This is a genomic window from Bradyrhizobium sp. Ec3.3 (assembly GCF_000472925.1).
Classification (GTDB): Bacteria; Pseudomonadota; Alphaproteobacteria; order Rhizobiales; family Xanthobacteraceae; genus Bradyrhizobium.
Genome location: NZ_AXAS01000013.1, coordinates 1 through 20,463 on the forward strand (window position 1 = coordinate 1; position 20,463 = coordinate 20,463).

The 20,463-nt window shown below is 65.2% G+C and carries 18 protein-coding genes; 8 read left to right on the forward strand and 10 right to left on the reverse strand.

The genetic code is table 11. The features are described from left to right. Both YUU_RS0114540 and xseA read right to left on the reverse strand, forming a co-directional pair. Positions 1 to 192 (reverse strand): helix-turn-helix domain-containing protein (locus YUU_RS0114540; RefSeq protein WP_027523036.1); only part of this gene is annotated, 192 nt, incomplete at its 3' end. A gap of 217 nt (positions 193 to 409) precedes the next feature. After that, positions 410 to 2,023 carry an exodeoxyribonuclease VII large subunit gene (gene xseA / locus YUU_RS0114545; protein ID WP_027523037.1) on the reverse strand — a complete coding sequence of 538 codons (1,614 nt, stop codon included), beginning with the start codon at positions 2,021 to 2,023 and terminating at the stop codon, positions 410 to 412. Between the two features lie 139 nt (positions 2,024 to 2,162). Between xseA and YUU_RS0114550 the strand changes: the two genes are divergently transcribed. The 5 genes from YUU_RS0114550 (at position 2,163) to YUU_RS0114570 (ending at position 6,489) form a co-directional block, all read left to right on the forward strand. Continuing rightward, positions 2,163 to 3,173, forward strand: coding sequence for an alpha/beta hydrolase (locus YUU_RS0114550; protein ID WP_027523038.1), 1,011 nt, complete (start codon positions 2,163 to 2,165; stop codon positions 3,171 to 3,173). Beyond that, positions 3,170 to 3,721, forward strand: a complete 552-nt coding sequence (locus YUU_RS0114555; RefSeq protein WP_027523039.1) for a hypothetical protein — start codon at positions 3,170 to 3,172, stop codon at positions 3,719 to 3,721. Before YUU_RS0114550 ends, YUU_RS0114555 begins: the two co-directional genes overlap by 4 nt. Before the next feature lie 4 nt (positions 3,722 to 3,725). Beyond that, positions 3,726 to 4,025 carry a transcriptional regulator gene (locus YUU_RS0114560; protein ID WP_027523040.1) on the forward strand — a complete coding sequence of 100 codons (300 nt, stop codon included), beginning with the start codon at positions 3,726 to 3,728 and terminating at the stop codon, positions 4,023 to 4,025. Positions 4,026 to 4,151: 126 nt separating this feature from the next. Further along, the gene (purD, locus tag YUU_RS0114565) at positions 4,152 to 5,435 is read left to right on the forward strand and encodes a phosphoribosylamine--glycine ligase (RefSeq protein ID WP_027523041.1); all 1,284 of its coding nucleotides are present in this window, start codon (positions 4,152 to 4,154) and stop codon (positions 5,433 to 5,435) included. Between the two features lie 151 nt (positions 5,436 to 5,586). Beyond that, the gene (locus YUU_RS0114570; RefSeq protein ID WP_027523042.1) at positions 5,587 to 6,489 is read left to right on the forward strand and encodes an alpha/beta fold hydrolase; all 903 of its coding nucleotides are present in this window, start codon (positions 5,587 to 5,589) and stop codon (positions 6,487 to 6,489) included. 127 nt (positions 6,490 to 6,616) lie between these two features. Here YUU_RS0114570 and YUU_RS0114575 read toward each other — a convergent pair whose 3' ends face one another. Continuing rightward, a complete protein-coding gene (locus YUU_RS0114575; protein WP_035662390.1) occupies positions 6,617 to 7,075 on the reverse strand; it encodes a nucleoside deaminase in 459 nt (152 codons plus the stop codon). Between the two features lie 119 nt (positions 7,076 to 7,194). Here YUU_RS0114575 and YUU_RS0114580 point away from each other — a divergent pair, with 119 nt between their 5' ends. Both YUU_RS0114580 and rsmD read left to right on the forward strand, forming a co-directional pair. Then, positions 7,195 to 9,114 (forward strand): pseudouridine synthase, encoded by a 1,920-nt coding sequence (locus YUU_RS0114580; protein WP_027523044.1) that lies wholly within the window; start codon positions 7,195 to 7,197, stop codon positions 9,112 to 9,114. Further along, a complete protein-coding gene (rsmD, locus tag YUU_RS0114585) occupies positions 9,115 to 9,669 on the forward strand; it encodes a 16S rRNA (guanine(966)-N(2))-methyltransferase RsmD (protein WP_027523045.1) in 555 nt (184 codons plus the stop codon). A gap of 35 nt (positions 9,670 to 9,704) precedes the next feature. On the opposite strand, the gene mutL is transcribed toward rsmD, so the two are convergent. Then, positions 9,705 to 11,516, reverse strand: a complete 1,812-nt coding sequence (mutL, locus tag YUU_RS0114590; protein ID WP_027523046.1) for a DNA mismatch repair endonuclease MutL — start codon at positions 11,514 to 11,516, stop codon at positions 9,705 to 9,707. A 319-nt stretch (positions 11,517 to 11,835) separates the two neighbouring features. Here mutL and YUU_RS0114595 point away from each other — a divergent pair, with 319 nt between their 5' ends. Next, on the forward strand, positions 11,836 to 12,144 hold the full coding sequence (locus tag YUU_RS0114595) for a hypothetical protein (protein WP_027523047.1): 309 nt from the start codon (positions 11,836 to 11,838) through the stop codon (positions 12,142 to 12,144). A gap of 209 nt (positions 12,145 to 12,353) precedes the next feature. Here YUU_RS0114595 and arfB read toward each other — a convergent pair whose 3' ends face one another. The 6 genes from arfB to ileS form a co-directional block, all read right to left on the reverse strand. Next, complete coding sequence (gene arfB / locus YUU_RS0114600) at positions 12,354 to 12,770, reverse strand: alternative ribosome rescue aminoacyl-tRNA hydrolase ArfB (RefSeq protein ID WP_027523048.1); 417 nt, start codon at positions 12,768 to 12,770, stop codon at positions 12,354 to 12,356. A 116-nt stretch (positions 12,771 to 12,886) separates the two neighbouring features. Then, positions 12,887 to 14,260, reverse strand: coding sequence for a pitrilysin family protein (locus YUU_RS0114605; RefSeq protein WP_027523049.1), 1,374 nt, complete (start codon positions 14,258 to 14,260; stop codon positions 12,887 to 12,889). Further along, positions 14,257 to 15,648 (reverse strand): pitrilysin family protein, encoded by a 1,392-nt coding sequence (locus YUU_RS0114610; RefSeq protein WP_027523050.1) that lies wholly within the window; start codon positions 15,646 to 15,648, stop codon positions 14,257 to 14,259. The genes YUU_RS0114605 and YUU_RS0114610 overlap by 4 nt, the downstream gene beginning before the upstream one ends. A 196-nt stretch (positions 15,649 to 15,844) precedes the next feature. Next, on the reverse strand, positions 15,845 to 16,582 hold the full coding sequence (locus YUU_RS0114615; protein ID WP_027523051.1) for a hypothetical protein: 738 nt from the start codon (positions 16,580 to 16,582) through the stop codon (positions 15,845 to 15,847). Between the two features lie 96 nt (positions 16,583 to 16,678). Then, positions 16,679 to 17,173 carry a signal peptidase II gene (gene lspA / locus YUU_RS0114620; protein WP_027523052.1) on the reverse strand — a complete coding sequence of 165 codons (495 nt, stop codon included), beginning with the start codon at positions 17,171 to 17,173 and terminating at the stop codon, positions 16,679 to 16,681. A gap of 120 nt (positions 17,174 to 17,293) precedes the next feature. Further along, a complete protein-coding gene (gene ileS, locus YUU_RS0114625) occupies positions 17,294 to 20,362 on the reverse strand; it encodes an isoleucine--tRNA ligase (protein WP_027523053.1) in 3,069 nt (1,022 codons plus the stop codon). Positions 20,363 to 20,463 lie beyond the last annotated feature (101 nt).

Consider the following 20,463-nt stretch of genomic DNA (forward strand, 5'->3'; position numbering starts at 1 on the left):
CATCGCCTTCGGACGACGGGACTGATCCGCCAGTTCCCGATCGCCGGCCTGCCATCGTCTCAGCCACTTGTACCCGACATCAGGACTGATACCGAACCGCCGGCACAACTCCCGGCGGTTCGCCCCCTCCTGCAAGGCAAGTCGCACGAACTCGCGTCGCTGATCCACTACTAACACCTCGTTCCACGGCATGGACGGACCCCGAATCGACCAATCCAGCCAATGTTGATGTGTCAGCTATGTCTCCGAACACCCGTCAGTGATCTGTCCGGTCTAAACACTCGACCGGGCGATCCAGTATTCCAGAGACGGTGACGAATACGGAGAGGCCGCCCCCCGCTTTCGCGGGGAATGACAGCTGTGGGCGGGGAAGCACCGCTCACAACAACACTGAGCGCCGCCGCCGTTCCTAAAACAAACTGCCCTGATCCACCGGCTTTGCCATCCGCTTCGGCGCCGGCTTCGCCTCGCGTGATGCCGCCTTGGGCTGCGCGCGTGCCTCAGGCGCCGGCCGATCCACATCCGCCGTCGCGCCGACCCGTCCATCCGCAAACTCGATCTCGACCCGCGCACCCGGCCCGATCGCATCCGCGGCATGTACGGGATGTCCGGCCTCATCGCGCACCAGCGCAAAGCCGCGTGCGAGCACGCCGCGATAGGACAGCGCGGAGAGCAGTTTTCCGCTGTTCTCGACGCGGGCATCGAGCCGCTGCAGCAGCGTCGTCAGCGCGCGGCTCGCGCGCTCGGAAAGGCGATGGGTGCGCTCGCGCTGGCGGGCGATCGTATTGCGCTGCGCCTGCGCATTGGAGAGCTTTGAGGCGCGTAAGCGAACCTCGAGCCCGGCAAAGCGGTCGCGCCGCCGTCGCAACAAGGATCGCGCGGACAGCCCAAGTCGCTCGCCGCACACCGTGAGGCGATGATCGGCCTGCGCGATCTGGCCGTGCAGCACCCGCAGCGTCAGCCGCGCGCTGGTCGCGGCGAAACGGCGGAAATGCGCATGCGTGTTGGCCTTGAGCCCGCGGGGCAGGGCGGCGCCCGCCGAATCCAGCCGCTGCCGCGGGATCGCCAGGAGATCGCTTGCCGCAGGCAATGCGCGCGCAGCGGCGCGCAGCTCGTTGCGGCGGCTCTCCTGGCCGCGCTGCCAGCAGGCGCGGGTACGCCGCGCGAGATCGGCGACCTCGACGAACAGATCGCTGCGCACCGGCACCGCCATCTCGGCGGCCGCCGTCGGCGTCGGCGCGCGCTTGTCGGCAGCGAAATCGATCAGCGTGATGTCGGTCTCGTGGCCGACTGCCGAGATCAGCGGGATCATGCTCTCGGCCGCTGCCCGCACCACGATCTCCTCGTTGAACGACCAGAGATCCTCCAGCGAACCGCCGCCGCGCGCCACGATCAAGACGTCGGGCCGCGGAATCTTGCCGCCCTCCGGCAGCGCATTGAAGCCGCGGATCGCGGCCGCGATCTGCTCGGCCGAGCCTTCGCCCTGCACCTTGACCGGCCACACCAGCACGCGGCGGGGAAAGCGGTCCTCGAGCCGATGCAGGATGTCGCGGATGACGGCGCCGGTTGGCGATGTCACGACGCCGATCACCTCCGGCAGCCAGGGCAGGATTTGCTTGCGCGCCTCGTCGAACAGGCCTTCGGCGGCAAGCTTCTTCTTGCGCTCCTCCATCAGCGCCATCAGCGCGCCGATGCCGGCCGGCTCCAGCGCCTCGATCACGATCTGGTATTTCGAGGAGCCGGGATAGGTGGTGAGCTTGCCGGTCGCGATGACCTCGAGGCCCTCCTGCGGCTTGAAGCGCATCCGCCCGTGCACGCCCTTCCAGATCACCGCCTCGATCTTGGCGCTCTCGTCCTTGAGCGCGAAATAGCAATGCCCGGAGGAATGGGCGCCGCGAAAGCCGGAGATCTCCCCGCGCACCCGGACATGGCCATAGGTATCCTCGACCGTCCGCTTCAGGGACAATGAGAGCTCGGAAACGGTGAATTCGGGTGTGTTGAGCAGGGGTTCCGCTGATGGCATCGGCAAACGATTCGGCAATTGGGGATCGAAACTCAAACTAGGGATTTTCGCATCCAAGCGCCAATCGGGTAATTGACTCAAAAGAGTACTCTGTACTATAGAGCTCTCTATTGATGATGAGTCTAACGGAGCTTGAGCCATGGCGATCCGGTTGCTGCGAGGTGCTTTGAGCCTGCTGAAATGGGGCCTGTGTGCGGTTGGCGCCGTTGCGCTGCTGCTGACCGCGCTGATCGCGACTCCGCTGGAGCGGCCTGCCGAGATGCGCTCCGTCTCGGATTCCGCCAAGGGCATCGACTGGTCCACGCTTCCGTCGCTCGAGCGCTTCCAGGCCCGCGACGGCACCTGGCTCGGCTACCGGCATTACGCCCCGAAAGGGCAGGCGAGCGGTGGCGGCGTGGTTTTCATCCACGGCTCCTCCGGCTCAAGCGGCACCGTCAATCACGCGCTGACGGCGGCGTTCGCCGCGCGCGGGGTCGAGACCTGGGCGCTCGACATGCGCGGTCACGGCGCCTCCGGCACGCGCGGCGATATCGGCTATGTCGGCCAGCTCGAGGACGATCTCGTCGATTTCGTCGCGCTCGTCCGCAAGACCGCGCCGGACCTGCCGCTCACTTTGATCGGTCATTCAGCCGGCGGCGGCTTCTCGCTGCGTGTTGCCGCGACGCCGATCATGCAGGACATGTTCGTGCGCACCGTGCTGCTCGCGCCCTATCTTGGCTATGACGCACCCACCAACAAGCCGAATTCCGGCGGCTGGGCCAATGCCGACCGGCCGCGCTTCTTCGGCCTCGCGGCATTGCGCAAGCTCGGCATCGATTGCTGCTCGCAGCTTCCAGTCCTCGCCTTCGCCGTGCCACCGAATTACGAGAAGATCCTCGTCTCCACCTATTCCGACCGCTTGATGCGCAACTTCGCCACCCGCGGCTATCGCGTCGATCTGCCCAATGTCACGCGCCCGATAACGATCTTCGGCGCCGCCGACGACGAGATAATGATTTCCGACAAATATGCGGAGGCCGTCCAGGCGGTGAAGCCGTCGGTCGACGTCAAGGTGATCGAAGGCATCAACCACATGGGCATCGTCACCAATCCGAAGGCCGTCTCGGCGATCGCCGAAGACGTTGCAACGCGGGGAGCAGGGCAGTCATGATCGACAGCAAGCAGGCCTCCGAAGCGCTGGCCGAGATCGACGACATCGTCCAGCGCGTGCGGCAATCGCGCATCTACGATCTCGCCAGCCTGATGATGATCCTCTGGGGTGGTCTTGTATTCGCGGCGAACGTCGCAACCTATCTCTGGCCGCGCCAGGGCTATTACATCTGGTTCGCGGTCTATGTTTTCGGCATCGCTGGATCGTTTGCCGTCAGCGCGTCCAATAGAGCCAGGACAGGCGTCCGCACCTTCGATATCAGGGCGTTTATTGCTTTCCTACTGCTCGTTGCCTTCGGCTATTTTTGCGGGCTGGTGCTCGGGCACTTCACGCCGCGCCAACAGGGCGCGTTCTGGACCATCTATTTCATGCTGTTCTACGCGCTGGCGGGCCTCTGGTTCGGCAACGCCTTCGTAGCGATCGGACTCGGCATCACCGCGCTGACGCTGATCGGCTATTTCTACATCGGCGAGGCCTTTCCGCTGTGGATGGCCTTCGTCAATGGCGGCGGGCTGATCCTCGGCGGCCTCTGGATGCGGCGGAGCTAGCGCCATGGCCGAGCTCGACGAGATCATCCACCAGCCGCTGCGCCTGAAGATCATGGCGGCGCTGAACGCGCTGCCGGCGGCGACGGGCCTGGAATTCTCGCGGCTCAAGAAGCTGACCGGCGCTACCGACGGTAATTTAGGCGCGCATATCGAAACGCTGGCCAAAGCTGGCTACGTCTCGGTGGAGAAAGCCTTCGTCGGCAAGAAGCCGCAGACCACCGTCACCGCGACCGCCTCGGGCCGCGGCGCATTCGCGCGGCATGTGGCGACGTTGCAGGAGATCATTGCGGGGAAGCAGGGTTAGCCCATCCCGCCGTCATTCCGGGGCGCGCCCACTTGGGCGCGAGCCCGGAATGACTGCCGGCCCCCTTGAGGCCAGCGCGGATTCGTGCGACCGACGCGTCCAGCACACCCCCGTTTCGAGACTCGCATGCACATTCTCCTGCTCGGTTCCGGCGGCCGCGAACATGCCCTCGCATGGAAGATCGCGGCGTCTCCTCTGGTGACCAAATTCTGGTGCGCACCGGGCAACGCCGGGATCGCCCGCGAAGCTGAATGCATCGCGCTCGACGTCGCCGACCACGTCGCCGTGATCGACTTCTGCAAGACGAATGCGGTCGAGCTTGTCGTGGTCGGCCCGGAAACGCCGCTTGCGGCCGGCATCGTCGATGATCTTGCAGCTGCCGGCATCAAGGCGTTCGGGCCGAGCAAGACGGCTGCCCAGCTGGAAAGCTCCAAGGGCTTTACCAAGGCGCTGTGCACCGAATTCGGCATTCCAACCGGCGCCTACAAGCGCTTCACCAAGCCTGAGGATGCGCTCGCCTATATCCATAGCCAGGGCGCGCCGATCGTGGTCAAGGCCGATGGCCTTGCCGCCGGCAAGGGCGTCGTGGTCGCCAAGACCATTCGCGAGGCCGAAGACGCCATCGCCATGATGTTCGACGGCGCCTTTGGCGAGGCCGGCGCCGAGGTCGTGATTGAGGAATTCCTGCCAGGCCGCGAGATCAGCTTCTTTGCGCTGTGCGACGGCGAGACGGCCATTCCGCTGGCCTCCGCCCAGGACCACAAGCGCGTGTTCGACCATGACGTCGGCCCGAACACCGGCGGCATGGGCGCCTATTCGCCGACGCCGCTGGTTACGCCGGCGATCCATGACGCGATCATGGCAAGGATCATCCTGCCGACGGTCGCCGGCATGAAGCAGCGCGGCACGCCGTTCCGCGGCGTGCTCTATGCCGGGATCATGCTGACGACGCAGGGCCCAAAGCTGTTCGAGTTCAATGTCCGTTTCGGCGATCCCGAGTGCCAGGTGCTGATGCTGCGCATGATGTCGGACATCGTGCCGGCGCTCCTCGCCTCCTGCGACGGAGAGTTGAAGCATTTTGATCTGCGCTGGTATCCGGAATCCGCGCTCACGGTCGTGATGGCGGCGAAGGGTTACCCCGGCGACTACCAGAAGGGCACCCGCATCGACGGGCTCGACGAGGCCGCTGAGATCGACACCGTCGAGATCTTCCACGCCGGCACGGTGGCGAAGGACGGCGCGATCCTCGCCAATGGCGGCCGCGTGCTCAACGTCTGTGCACTCGGCAAGACCGTGACCGAGGCGCAGGCGCGCGCCTACCAGGCCGTCGACCGTATCAGCTGGCCGGACGGCTTTTGCCGCCGTGACATCGGCTGGCAGGCGGTGGAAGCGGAGAAGGCCAAGATCTGACTGTCGTTTTTCCGGCACGCGCGCATCGGACGCGCGCGTGCCGGCAATCGCCGTGCTACTTTGCATGGGGTTGTTTTCGTCATTTTGGTTAGGGGGCGCCGTGGCCGCTCGTTAAAGCGTGCCGGAAAAGACATTTGAGGGAAGGAAACTCATGTCCGATCTCGCCGAGCTCTATCCCGGCTTTGCCTCCGAATGGATCAACACCTCTTCGGGCCGCATCTTTGCCCGCGTCGGCGGCAAGGGGCCGCCGCTCCTGCTGCTGCACGGCTTCTCCGAGACGCATGTGATGTGGCACCGCGTCGCGCCACAGCTTGCCGACCGCTTCACGCTGATCATCGCCGACCTGCCGGGCTATGGTTGGTCGGACATGCCGGGCAGCGATGCGGAGCATACGCCCTACAGCAAGCGCGCGATGGCGAACGCCATGGTCGAGGCGATGGAGCAACTCGGCCACGTGCACTTCGCGCTCGCCGGCCACGACCGCGGCGCGCGCGTGTCCTATCGCCTGGCGCTCGATCATCCCGGCCGGCTGTCGCGTCTTGCCGTGCTCGATATCCTGCCGACCTATGATTACTGGGAGCGCATGAACCGGCAGTATGCGCTGAAGATCTATCATTGGACCTTCCTGGCGCAGCCCGCGCCATTGCCGGAGACGCTGATCGCGAGCAACGGCGAGTTTTTCCTGCGCTTCAAGATGGCCAGCCAGACCAAGTCGAAGACGCTGGCTGCGATCGACAAGCGCGCGCTCGCGCACTACATCGTCCCGTTCCGCGACCCCGCCCGCGTGCATGCGATGTGCGAGGACTATCGTGCCGGTGCCTATTTCGACTACGAGCTCGACAAGGCGGATTTCGAGGCCGGCAAGAAGATCACGATCCCGATGCTCGCGCTCTGGGGCAACGCCGGCATCGCGCAGGCCGCCGCCACGCCGCTCGACACCTGGAAGCAATGGGCAACCAACGTCGAGGGCATGCCGGTGGACTCGGGGCACTTCCTGACTGAGGAAAACCCCGATGTCACCGCAAAGGCGCTGCGCGAGTTTTTCTCGGCTTGAGCCACACTGTCATCGCCCGGCTTGACCGGGCGATCCAGTACTCCGAGACGGTTGTGCTAGAATCGATAGGCCGCAGCGTACTGGATGCCCCGGTCGAGCCGGGGCATGACAGCGGTATGTGTGGCGCCTACCGCCGCTCGCGAAAGAACTCCCGCAGCAGCCGCGCCGCCTCGCTCTCGCCGACGGCCGAATAGACCTCTGGCGTATGGTGGCAGGTCGGGGAGGCGAAGAACCGCACCCCGGACTCGACCGCGCCGCCCTTGGGGTCGGCCGCGCCGTAATAGAGCCGCCTGACCCTTGCAAAGGAGATCGCGCCCGCACACATGGTGCAGGGCTCGAGCGTCACGTAGAGGTCGCAATCGACCAGCCGCTCGCTGCCGATCTTCCTGGCGGCTTCGCGCAGCGCGATGATCTCGGCATGGGCCGTGGGGTCGTGGTCGGTCAGCGTCCGGTTGGCGGCAGTCGCGATGACCTCGTAATTGCGCACCACGACGCATCCGATCGGAACTTCGCCCGATTTTCCGGCATTTTCGGCCGTTTTGAGCGCCAAATCCATGAAAGAAGGGGCTTTCATGCCTCGTATCATTGCCAGAAACCTGCTACTAGCTCCGCCTTCAGCAAGAGTGGATACCGATTTTGCCTGAGCATGCGGCTCGGAACGAGCGCGCACAATGCTTTCTGGCCACCCCCTAAGTGAGATTATTCATGCCCCGCGACAGCGACAAAGACAACGATTCCCGCGGCCGGCGTGATCGAGGCCCGTCCAAGGGCCGCACCGGCAAGCCGCGCGGCCCCGAGAAGAAGTTCGCCAAGCGCGGCTTTGCCGGCAAGGGCGATCGTGACGAGCGCCCCTCCCGCGGCGACCGCGACAGCCGGCCGTTCCGCCGCCGCGAGGATGGCGATGCACCGCGGCGCGACTATGGTGACCGGCCGCGCTTCAAGCGCGACGACCGCGGCCGCGAGGATCGCGGCGAGCGCAGCTTCAAGCCGCGTGGCGACCGTCCGTTCAAGCCGCGCGGAGATCGTCCGCAGTTCGACCGTGACGAGCGCGCGCCGCGCGGCGAGCGGTCCGAGCGGCGGTTCGAGGACCGGAAGTTTTCGCGCGGTGGCTCCGACCGGCCGCGCAAGGACTTTGGCCGCGACCGCGATTTCGAAGGCAAACGCAACTTCGAAGGCGGGGATCGCAAGCGCAGCTTTGGCGATCGCCCGCGCGACCGCGACGATCGTCCGCGCAAGTCTTTTGGCAAGAGTTTTGGCAAGGATTTTGGTGGCCGCGATCGCGGTGAGGAAAAGCCGTGGCGTCAGCGCGACGACCGGCGCGAGGGTGGCCGTGGCGAAGACCGTCCGCGCTTCTCGCGGCGGCGCGAGGAGGGCGGTGAGGATCGTCCGCGTTTCCAGCGCTCACGCGAGGAACGCTTTGGCGAAGACCGTCCCAAGTTTGGCCGGCCGCGCGACAAGCGGCCGGAGGGCCGCATGGACTGGCAGGAGCATCCGCGCAGCGAAGGCCGCTTCCGCGACCGGCCGCGCCGCGACAATGAGGACGACAGCCAGATCTTCACCAAGCGTCCGGCCTTCGGCGGCCGCGGCGCCTATCGCGAGCGCGATCGCGATCGCGATTTCGACCGGCGGCCGCGTCGTGAGGACGAGCCGAAGCCGAAGAAGGCCGGCGAGCGCATCGCCAAGGTGCTGGCGCGCGCTGGCCTGGCCTCGCGGCGCGATGCCGAGGAGATGGTCACGCAGGGCCGCGTCACCGTCAACGGCCGCGTCATCAACTCGCCGGCGCTCGACGTGACGCAGAACGACGTCGTCGCCGTCGACGGCAAGCCTTTGCCGCCGCGCGAGCGCACGCGGCTGTTCCTCTATCACAAGCCGCGCGGGCTGATGACGACGCATGACGACCCCGAGGGGCGTCCGACCGTGTTCGACAACCTGCCGGAAGGCCTGCCGCGGCTGATCAGCGTCGGCCGGCTCGACTTCAACACTGAAGGCCTCTTGCTGCTCACCAACGATGGTGGCCTCGCGCGCACCCTCGAATTGCCGGACACCGGCTGGCTGCGCCGCTACCGCGTCCGCGCCCATGGCGAGATCACGCAAGCGCAGCTCGATCAATTGAAGAACGGCATCGAGGTCGAGGGCGTCAAATACGGCCCGATCGACGCCACGCTCGAGCGCGACCAGGGCGCCAATGTCTGGCTGGTGTTCGCGATCCGCGAAGGCAAGAACCGCGAGGTGCGCAACGTCTGCGCCCATCTCGGGCTCGAGGTGAACCGGCTGATCCGCGTGTCCTACGGTCCGTTCCAGCTCGGCGAGGTTCCTGAAGGCCAGGTCGACGAGATCAAGTCACGCGTGCTGCGCGAACAGCTCGGTGACAAGGTGATCGAGAAGTCGGGCGCGCAGTTCGACGTGCCCTCGAAATCCGCCTCCCGCGACGACGATGCTCCGCGCGAGAAGCCGATGAAGCGCGCCGTGATCAACGACCGCAAGGGCCGCCGCGTGCTGGTGCAGCGCACCGGCAGCGAGGAGGCGCGCGAGCGCAACGAGATGGAAGCGAGCGGCTACGGCCCGCCGCGCCGTCCCAAGCGAGGCTATCACGGCAAGCGCGATCTCAGTCCGAAAGACGAGTAAATGCGCGTCGTCGGCGGACGATTGAAGGGGCGCAATCTCGCCGCGCCGTCCTCGCGCGACATCCGTCCCACGGCGGATCGTTTGCGCGAGTCCGTGTTCAACATCCTCGTGCACGCCTATGACGATCCGATCGAGGACGCGCGCGTGCTCGATCTCTTCGCCGGCACGGGCGCGCTCGGCATCGAGGCGGCCTCGCGCGGCGCGAAATTCACGCTGTTCGTCGACAACGGCGCCGAGGCGCGTGCGCTACTCCGCAACAATGTCGAGGCGCTGGGCCTGGGCGGTGTGACGAAGGTCTATCGTCGCGATGCGACGGACCTTGGGCCTGCGCATCCCGTCGAGCCGTTTTCGCTGGTGTTCCTCGATCCACCCTACGGCAAGGGTTTTGCCGAGCGGGCGCTCGCGAGCTTGCGCGACGGGGGCTGGCTCACGCCGGGGGCGCTGCTGGTGGTCGAAGAAGCGAAGGCCGCGCAGTTCACCGCGCCCGAAGGCTTCGAGGAACTGGAGCGGCGCGCCTATGACGACACGGAGTTCGTGTTTTTGAAGGCTCCGTAGGGTGGGTTAGTAACCCACCCTACAGCAGCGTCGGTTCACCTCCGCCCGAACAGCTTCTCGACATCCGCGAGCTTCAGCTCCACATATGTCGGCCGGCCGTGATTGCACTGGCCGGAGTTCGGCGTCTCCTCCATCTCGCGGAGCAGCGCGTTCATCTCCTCCGGCTTGAGCCGACGGCCTGCGCGCACCGAGCCGTGGCAGGCCATGGTGGCGGCGACGTGCATCAGGCGGCGCTCCAGCGGCAGCGCCTCGTCCCACTCGGCCATGTGCTCGGCGAGATCGCGCAACAATCCACCTGCGTCAGCCTTGCCGAGCAGCGACGGCGTCTCGCGCACTGCAACGGCACCCGGACCGAAGGATTCGATCGCGAGCCCGAACGAAGCCAGCTCGTCGCTTCGCGCTAGCAGCCGTTCCACCGTCGCCTCGTCCATCTCGACGATCTCGGGGATCAGGAGGATTTGCCGCTGCACGCCGTTCTTCGCCAGCGACGCCTTCAGCCGTTCATAGACGATACGCTCATGGGCGGCATGTTGATCGATGATGATGAGGCCGTCGCGGGTCTGCGACACGATGTAGGTCTCGTGGATCTGCGTGCGCGCCGCGCCGAGCGGACGGTCGACCAGATCGCCGACGGGCTGCGTCTCGATTCTCACATCCGCGGTCGGCGCGCCGACGTCGAAGGCGGCCTGCACGCGCTCCGCGAAAGCCGGCGCAGCGGTGCCCTCGAAGGACGGCAGCGGCGCCGTCGGGGCGGATGGCGACTGCCGCCAGTCCCAATTGCCCGGGCGCGGCGCGAACGCGGGGCGGAATGACGACAGCGCGCTGCCGCCGCTATTGGCGGCGGTGCGTCGTCCCTCGCGCGCAAGACCTTCCTTCAATCCGTGTACGATCAGCGCGCGCACGAGCCCGGCATTGCGGAACCGTACCTCGGTCTTGGCCGGGTGCACGTTGGCGTCGACCTCACGCGGGTCGAGCGTGACGAACAGCGCCAGCACCGGATGGCGGTCGCGCGGCAGATAGTCGGAGTAGGCCGCGCGCACCGCCCCCAGGATCAGCTTGTCGCGCACGGGGCGTCCGTTGACGAAGAGATATTGCCCGAGCGCATTCGCCTTTGTCAGAGCGGGGGCAGCCGCGTAACCCGCGACGACGACGCCGTCGCGCTCGGCATGAACCTCGATCGCATGGCTGCGAAACTCCGCGCCCAAGATATCGCCGAGCCGCGTCAGCCGGCCGGCGGCGCCGGGCAGGGCAGCGGCCCAGGTCACCGGCGCGCGCTCCTCGCCGGCGAGCGTGAAGGCAATGTCGGGGCGCGCCATCGCCAACCGCCTGACCACTTCGCGAATGGCTTCCGCCTCGGTGCGGTCGGTCTTCAGGAATTTCAGCCGCGCCGGCGTCGCATAGAAGAGGTCGTTGACCTCGACGCGCGTGCCATGCGCCAGCGCTGCCGGCATGATCTCGGACTTCTCGCCGCCTTCGACCGACAGCGCCCAGGCATGCGGTTCGCTGGCGTGGCGCGTGGTGATCGAGAGCCGTGCAACCGAGCCGATCGAGGGCAGCGCCTCGCCGCGGAACCCGAGCGTGCGGATTTGCAGGAGATCCTCGTCATCGAGCTTGGACGTGGCGTGGCGTTCGACCGCGAGCGACAGGTCCCTCGCCGTCATGCCGCTGCCGTCGTCGGTGATGCCGATCCGCCGCCGGCCGCCGCCATCGGTGAAGACGTCGATGCGGCTCGCGCGGGCATCGATGGCGTTCTCGACCAGTTCCTTGACCACGCTCGCAGGCCGTTCCACCACCTCGCCCGCGGCGATGCGATTAACGATCTGTTCGGGAAGTTGGCGGACGGGCATGGGTTCACTCGGCGAAGAGACCCAGTCTAACGTCGCCCGGACGCAAATGCATGTGGAAGCTTGAGCTTCCCACATACCAAATATAGGACATTTCCAGCTTTGAGCTGCCAACACGAATGCGGCGCGCATTCGTGCGCTGCCGCATATGAGGAGCGCAATTCCGCGAAACGGCCGCGAAATCCCTCAACGATCACCACACCAGACGGTTTGCATCACGGGCGCGCCGTTCGCACTCTTACGCGATGAAATGGTCCAGTTCAGGCGAACGGTGCGTAGAATCACCGGACCGTTCATCGCGACAAAAATCCAGGAGAAGTGGATGAAGTTGGTGAAGACCTCCGTGATCGCATGCGCCCTCTCGGCTCTGATTGCGACACCCGTTCTCGCTCAAGGTGCGTCGACTGACGCCAAGACGCGCGGCACCGTGCAAAGCAAGCCCATGCAGGGCGGCGTGTCAGGCAGCGAAGATGAGGATTTGGGCGCGCAGCAGGGCGCTGCCGGCGACAAGGTAGGCATGAAGTCGACCAAGGGCACGAAGGGCACGGTCGGCGCCACCGGCAGCGCTGCGCATAAGGGGACGGTCGACAATTCCACGTCAGGCGGTGCTGCCGCCGGCAAGCGCTACTAGAGCATGATCCGGACCCGGAGGGCCGCGTTAGCGCAATGTGTGGAGCGGTTTTCCCTCGCGACAAACGCGGAACGCGTTTGCGCGGAGATCATGCTCAAACAACAACCTAAAGCGCGATGACGATTCATCCTAATCTCATCGCGCTTTAGCACCGAGATTCGAGACGGCAAATCTCCGGTCGCCAGCGGCCGGAGATTCTTTTCAACTGTTCAATCGTCGAAGCCGCCGCCGCGCCTGGCCTTGATGTCGCCGCGGCGCTTCTTGCTGTCGAGCCGGCGCTGCTTGGAGGCGAAGGTCGGCCGCGTCGCGCGGCGCGGCGTCGGCCGCACCATGGCCTCGCGCAGGATCTCGAGCAGGCGGTCGATTGCGTCCTGGCGGTTGCGCTCCTGGGTGCGAAAACGCTGCGCCTGGATCACGATGACGCCGTCCTTGGTCATGCGTTGACCGGCAAGGCGCGCAAGGCGCAAGGCAGCGTCCTCCGGCAGGGTCAGCTTGCGCGTGTCGAAGCGCAGCTGCGCCGAGGTCGCGACCTTGTTGACATTCTGTCCGCCCGGGCCGGAGGCGCGGACGAAGCCGATCTCGATGTCGTCTTCGTCGATGACGAGATCGCGGGAAATCCGCAGCATGATGGCACCTTCGTGATGCCTCGACCTATCCCGGGCACCCTCATTTGGCAATGCTGCATCATGGAAAATGCGAATGGCCGGGGCAAGCCCGGCCATTCATTGCGGAGATCGCAACTTCAGTTCGACTTCGGCGCGGGCGCTGCGGCGGGCTGCGCGGCCGCTTGGGGCGCGCGGCCGACGATGACGGTCAGGAGGCCCTGGCCCCATAGCCGCTTCGCGGCCTGCTTGGCGTCGTCCAGCGTCACGGCATCGACGATGGCATTGCGCTTCTCGATATAGTCGATCGGAAGCTTGTCCTGCTGATACTGCAGCAGCGCCTGCGCGAGCTTGGAAGAGGTATCGAGCGCCAGCATCTGCGAGCCCTTGAGATAAGACTTCGCCTCGTCGAGCTCCTTCTGCGTCGGTCCCTCCTCGGCGATGCGGCGCACCTCCCTCTCGACTGCGTCGATGGTGTCGCCGGCGCGGTCCGCCCGCGTGCCGGTGCTGCCGATGAACACGGCCGAATGCTCCATCCACAGCAGCGCTTCAAACACCGAATAGGCGAGCCCTCGCTTCTCGCGCACCTCGCGATAGAGCCGGGACGACAGTCCGCCGCCGCCCAGGATGTGGTTGACGACGTAGGCGGCCATGAAGTTCGGATCGCTGCGCTTCACGCCGGGGCCGCCAAAGGTGATCACGGTCTGCGGCACGTCGAGTGGCACGAAGGCGCGCTGCGGCGGTGCGGCTGGCTGGACGTCGGGGACCTGTGTGAGGTTCGCCTTGGCCGGCAGGCTGCCAAACGTCCTGTCGAGCAGCTTGCCGAGGGTTGCCGGGTCGACGTCGCCGACGACCGCGACCTTCAGCGTGTCCCTGGCCAGCACGCGGCCGACATAATCCTTCATGTCGGCGACCGTGATGGTCGGCACGCTTTCCAGCGTCCCGCTGGTCGGCCGGCCGTAGGGATGATCGCCGAAGGCGATCTCGGAAAGTTTACGGCTGGCGAGCGCGGTCGGATTGGTGGTGTCGCGGCGCAGGCCCGAGATGACCTGGGAACGGATACGCTCGACGTCGGCGGTGTCGAAATGCGGCGAGGTCAGCGCCATCCGCAACAGGTCGAAAGCCTCGTCCTTGTTGTCGCGGAGCATGCGCAGGCTGCCGCGGAAGGTGTCGCGGTTGGCGTTGAAGGAGAGCTCGATGGCGCGGCGGTCGAGCCGCTCGTGGAAGGTCTTGGAATCGAGATCGCCGGAGCCTTCGTCGAGGAGGTCGCCGACGAGATTGGCGACACCAGGCTTGTCCTTGGGGTCCTGCGACGCGCCGCCGGCAAACGAATACTCCATCGCGATCAGTGGCACGGTCGCGTCCTGCACGAACCAGGCTTCGATGCCGCCGGGCGAGGTCAGGTGCTGGATCTTGGCCGCGGCCTGTGACGGAGAGATGGACACCAGAGAGAGCGTCACCGAGGTGACGACGCAGAGCGCGATGCCCCGCACGCGGAGGAAGGAATAGGTCACGAACGCTTCTCCTCGCGCTTGGCGGTGGTGGTGTCCTTGATCAGGTAGCCGGTGACTGAGCGCTTCTTCTCGAGCCACTTTTGCGCGGCGGCGCGCACCTGTTCGGCGGTGACGGCGCGGATGCGATCGGGCCAGCTGCGGATGTCCTCGATGGACAGGCCCGTGGTCAGCGCGCCGCCATACCAGCTCGCCAGCACGGCCTGATTGTCCTGGGCATAGATCGCCTGCGCGATGAGCTGGGTCTTGACCCGCTCGAGATCCTCGGCGCGGATCGGATTTTGCACGATGTCGGCGATCACGCCGTCGATCACCTGCTCGACCTCCGCGAAGCTGACGCCCTGCTTGGGCGAGGCCGCGATCGAGAACTGGCTTGGGTCGAGCGAGGTGCTCGAATAGCTGGCGCTGGCGGAGACCGCGAGCGGCTTGTCGACGACGAGCGCGCGGTAGAGATAGGAGTTGCTGCCGCTGCCCATCAGTTGCGCGAGCACGTCGAGCGCAGCGCTCTCGCCGGCTGCCGCCGTGGTTGCCGACGGCGCGAGGTAATAGCGGCGCAGGCCGGGCTGCTCGACGCGCGGATCGGACAGCGTGACGGTGCGCGGAGCAGCCGGCTCCGGCTCCTGCGGACGGATGCGTTGCGCGGGGATCGCGGGCTGTGCCGGGATCGGGCCGAAATTGCGCTCGACCAGCGGGCGCACGTCGGCGACCTCGACGTCGCCGGCGATCACCAGGATCGCGTTGTTCGGCGCATAGAAGCGCCGGTAGAACGCCAGCGCATCCTCGCGATTGAGCTTCTCGATCTCCTGGTGCCAGCCGATTATCGGCCGGCCGTAGGGATGGTTGAGATAGAGCGCGGCCATGACCTGCTCGTTCAGCCGTGCCTCGGGACTGTTGGCAACGCGCATGTTGTATTCCTCGAGCACGACGTCGCGCTCGGGCAGCACGTTCTCGTCCTTGAGCACGAGTCCCGTCATGCGATCGGCTTCGAACTCCATCATGGTTGGCAGCTGCTCGCGCGGCACGCGCTGATAGTAGTTGGTGTAGTCGACCGAGGTGGAGGCGTTCTCGTTGCCGCCGACGCGCAGCACGGTCTGTGAGAATTCGCCGACCGGATGTTTCTCCGTGCCCTTGAACATCAGGTGCTCGAGGAAATGGGCGAGCCCCGATTTGCCGGGCGTCTCGTCGGCCGAGCCGACCTTGTACCAGATCATCTCCGTGACCACGGGCGTGCGGTGGTCGGGAATCACCACGACCTGGAGTCCGTTACCGAGCGTGAAGCTGCTGGGTGGTGCGGATGTTACCGTTGTCTGGGCAGATGCGCCGCCGGTTGTAAGAGCACAAGTGGAGAGCAACGCGGCGAGGAGGCAGGCAGCCGATCGGTATGAGGACATCACAATCCTTGTGAAAGCCCGGACCCAAATGCCCGGGTGCAAAAGCACGGCATGCTACACCGTGCGACCTAGCGCTTTGCGTCACGAAGCAGAGAACGCCGTCATCGTGAAGTTAAAGATAAGTCATGTGCTGCATCCGGCCTACACCGGACGATTGCGGCAGTTCCTCAATGAGCACGAAAGGCCGGCAGGAGCGCTATTGCTCTTTTTCCTTGCCGCTCTGCACGTCGTAATACGTCTTCTTGGTTTTGTCCGGCCCCCCGGAACCATAGGCGTAATTCGGCGAGGGCGTCTGGTAACCGGGCGGCGGCTCGGTCAGGGATCCCCGCGGCGGTTCAGACTTGAATTCCGCGGCTTCGTTGCTGTCGCCCTTGAAGAGTTTGAACAGGCCGCCGGTGTAGCCGAGCTGGGCCGGACTCAGGGTCGGATTGTTCTGAGTAGGCTGGCCCGGCTCGTTGCTGGTGGTGCGAGTAGGGCCGTTCGTCTTGGCCGCGTTCATCTCGGCTGGCGTCAGCGGCCGGGCGGCTTCCCATGGCTGCTGGAATTTGGTGCCGGATTTCTTTCTTGCGGCAGCAAGCTCCTTGCGGCGCCTTTCGTCGGGGTCCTTCGGCCAGTTTGGCGCGGCCGCCTCGGCAGACGACGCAGGCGGAGGCAGGTCGAGCTTCGGAGGCACTACCAGCGGTGAACGTTCGCGGTATTCGATGCCGGGCTTCTCCAAGCTGCGGCCGCCCTGGGCGCCGAGGCCGGACATCAGATTGTCGATGAGTTTTTCCTCGAAGGTCCGGTCGTCTTCTTCGTCGTCATCGCCGGCGCGGGCCGCGCCGGCCGCCATCACGAGACCGATGCCGAGTGCGACGGAAGTAAGCTTCAGCGAGCGCAACAGCCCGTGCATCGAGCTTCGCATCATCCAACCTTTCGGCTCGCTTTCGCGCATCGCTGTACCTGTTCTGTTTCGTAATCGATCGCCGCGCCCTGCGCGGGCCTGCCCTCGCAAGCAAGGTTCCACCGTCCGGGCCCGTATCGGCCGGGATCAGGGCGCTTTTGCGGCGGGTACCCCCAGGAAGGAATCATACAATAGGGCCGCAACCCCAGCAACGATGGCCACGTCGGCGAGGTTAAACACGTACCAATTGTAGGTATTTCCGGCGATTTCGACGTGAAACAGCGCGAAATCGAACACGGCGCCATAGGCCAGACGGTCGATGGCATTGCCGATGGCGCCGCCGATGATCAGCCCCAGCGCCACCGTTGCCAGCCGGGTCTGCGCGCGGGTCATCCAGACTGCCAGCAGGACCACCGCGACGGCCTTGACCGCCATCAGCGCGATCTGCCCGGCCGCGCCTTCGGTCTGCAGCCAGCCATAGCTGATGCCCTTGTTCCAGGCCGGCATGAGGTCGAAGAAAGACGTCAACCTCAGCCCGCCGCGACGGTTGAGGTCGAACACGTTGAGCAGCCAGAGCTTCGAGGCCTGGTCCAGCACGAGCGAAATCACGGCAGACAGAACGCCGGCGCGGAGAGGGGTCATGGTGCTGCGGCCCCAAACTCCGCCGTCGTCCCGGCGAAGGCCGGGACACATAACCCCAGGCGGAAGTTGGTTGAAAGACTCGTGGTCATCAGCCTTCGCGATCGTGGTTGGCAACTAAGATCAAATGCCCACCCCCAACGCCTTCCACTCGCGCAGCGCCGTGGCATCGCGCGGGGTGACGTCGGGATACTCCGCATCCTCGCCGACAGTCGGCAGGATCTTCCAGGAGCGGGCGCATTTGGTGCCCTGCGCCTTCTCGACCACGACGGCAACGCCGGGAACGGCATCGAGACGGAACGCAGCCGCCGGCGCCTCTCCCTCGCGCACCTCGTAATTCGAGGTGATGCAGACCTCGGCGAGATCGACGTCGAACAGCGTCATCATCGTGTTCCGGTCGGCGATATAGATCACCGGTGATGCCTCGAGCGACGAGCCGATGTTCTTGGCCGCGCGCTCGAGTTCGAGCGCACCGGTGACGACGCGGCGCACGTTGCGGATGATCTCCCATTTCGCGGCGAGCTTGTCGTCGCGCAAGTTTTCGAGACCTTCGGGGAACAGCGTCAGATGCACCGAGGGCTCGGCATCCGGCCGGTACATCCGCCACGCCTCCTCGGCGGTGAAGCTCAGCACCGGCGCCAGCCATTTCAGGATCGCGTTGCAGAGCATATCGATCGTGGTCAGCGCCGCCTTGCGCGTCAGCGAGGACGGCGGATCGCAATAGAGCGTATCCTTGCGGATATCGAAATAGAACGCCGAGAGTTCGCTGTTCAGGAACGCGGACAGGATTGCGACCACGCTCTTGAAGTCGAACGTCTCATAGGCCCTGCGGATCAATTCGGCGCGGAGCGCGAGCTCGTGCAGCATCAGCCGCTCGAGCTCGGGCATCTCGGCGGGCGCGACCGCGTCGGCCGGCTTGTAGTGATGTAGCGTGCCGAGCATCCAGCGCACGGTGTTGCGCAGCTTGCGGTAGGTCTCGACCGTGTTCTTCAGGATCTCGGGCCCGATGCGCTGGTCGTCGGTGTAGTCGCAGGACGCGACCCAGAGCCGGAGGATGTCGGCGCCGGATTCCTTGATAACGGCCTGCGGCTCGATGGTGTTGCCGAGCGACTTCGACATCTTGCGGCCGTCCTCGGCTTGGGTGAAGCCGTGGGTCAGCACGATGTCATAGGGCGCGCGTCCGCGCGTGCCGCAACTTTCCAGCAGCGAGGAATGGAACCAGCCGCGATGCTGGTCCGAGCCCTCCAGATACATCACTGTGTCCGTGCCGCCGTCGACCTTGCGCTTGATGCCGGCGAGGCCGGGGAAATGCACGGGGTCTTCCAGCACGAAGGCGTGGGTCGAGCCTGAATCGAACCAGACGTCGAGGATGTCGTCGACCTTCTTCCAGTCCTCATTGGCGCGGCTTCCGAGGAAGCGCTCGCGGGCGCCGTCCATGTACCAGGCGTCGGCGCCTTCCTTCTCGAAGGCGTCGCCAATGCGCGTGTTGACCGCCTCGTCCTGAAGGATCTCGGCCGAGCCGTCCCCCTTCTCGCGTACGAACACGGCAATCGGCACGCCCCAGGCACGCTGGCGCGAGATCACCCAGTCGGGGCGCGCCTCGATCATGCCGTTGATGCGGTTCTGTCCGGAGGGCGGAACCCATTGCGTCACCGAGATTGCTTTGAGCGCCCTGTTTCGCAGCGTATCCGAGGAAGCAAACCCAGAGTCTGGCCACCATTTGATAGGCGTAGCGGTGATTGACTGGTCCATCGCAATGAACCACTGCGGCGTATTGCGGTAGATCACCGGCTTTTTTGAGCGCCAGGAATGCGGATACTGGTGCTTGAGTCGGCCGCGTGCCAACAACTTGCCTGCCTCGACCAGAGCCTTGATTACCGCCTCGTTGGCGTCACCTTTTTCGCCCTTGTCATTAATTACGCGCTTGCCGGTAAACCCGGGCGCGTGATCGGTAAACGCGCCGTTCTCGTCGACTGTGTAGGGAATTGTAGTATTGATCTTCCCTGCATCGAGCAGTGACTTGTTCTCCATCCAGACGTCGAAGTCCTCACGGCCATGCCCTGGAGCAGTGTGCACGAAACCAGTGCCGGTATCGTCGGTGACATGATCGCCTTCGAGAAGCGGAACAATGAAATCATATCCGCGCCCGCGCAGAGGATGCGCGCAGGTCATTTGACTCAGCATTGCGGCGGACACGTCCGAAACCCGTTCAAATGCCTCAACGCGGGCCTGTTTGAAAACGTCCGGGGCTAGCTTGTCAGAAAGGATGAGAAGATCATCAACTCGCGCCCAATTGTCTGCGGGAGCGTCCGTTACCCGATAAAGGCCGTAAGCGATCTTGTCGGAGTAGCTGATCGCGCGGTTGCCCGGCAGCGTCCATGGCGTGGTCGTCCAGATCACAACCGATGCGCCTTCTGGAAGCATCGGCCTCATCTCCGGGTATTCCTCGTTAGGTTCGAGCCGTTGGCCCTGGGGGCCATAGGGGACTTGCGAAACCGGGAATTTCACCCAGACCATGTCCGAGGTGTAGTCCTCATATTCGACCTCGGCTTCGGCAAGCGCGGTCTTCTCGACCACGCTCCACATCACCGGCTTGGAGCCGCGATAGAGCGTGCCGTTGGCGGCGAACTTCATCAGTTCACGCGCGATCTGGGCTTCCGCCGGATAGCTCATGGTGGCGTAGGGATGGGCCCAGTCGCCGATCACGCCGAGACGCTTGAACTCCTCGCGCTGCACGTTGAGCCAGTGCGTCGCATAGGCGCGGCACTCCCGGCGGAAGTCGACCATCGCCGCAGAGTCGCGGAAATCGGGCTTCTGCTTGCCCTTCTTGCGGTAGTGCTCCTCCTCGACCTTCCACTCGATCGGCAGGCCGTGGCAGTCCCAGCCGGGCACATAGTTTGAATCGAAGCCGAGCATCTGCTGGCTCTTGGTGACGAGATCCTTGAGGATCTTGTTCAGCGCCGTGCCGATGTGGATGTTGCCGTTGGCGTAGGGCGGGCCGTCATGCAGCACGAATTTGTCGCGGCCCTTGGCGCTCTCGCGCAGCTTCTCGTAGAGGCCGATCTCGTACCAGCGCTTGAGGATCTCCGGCTCGCGCTGCGGCAGGCCGGCGCGCATCGGGAATTCCGTCTGCGGCAGGAACAGGGTTTTGGAATAGTCTTTGGCTTCGGACTTTTGCGGCTTTTCGGACATGAATGATCTGGCTCGGAAGGGCGCGGAAGGAATGCGATCACGATCGCGGGGCGAAACGCGGAAATCCCGGTCTTGCGCCGAGCCAAAGCTCAGACGGAAGC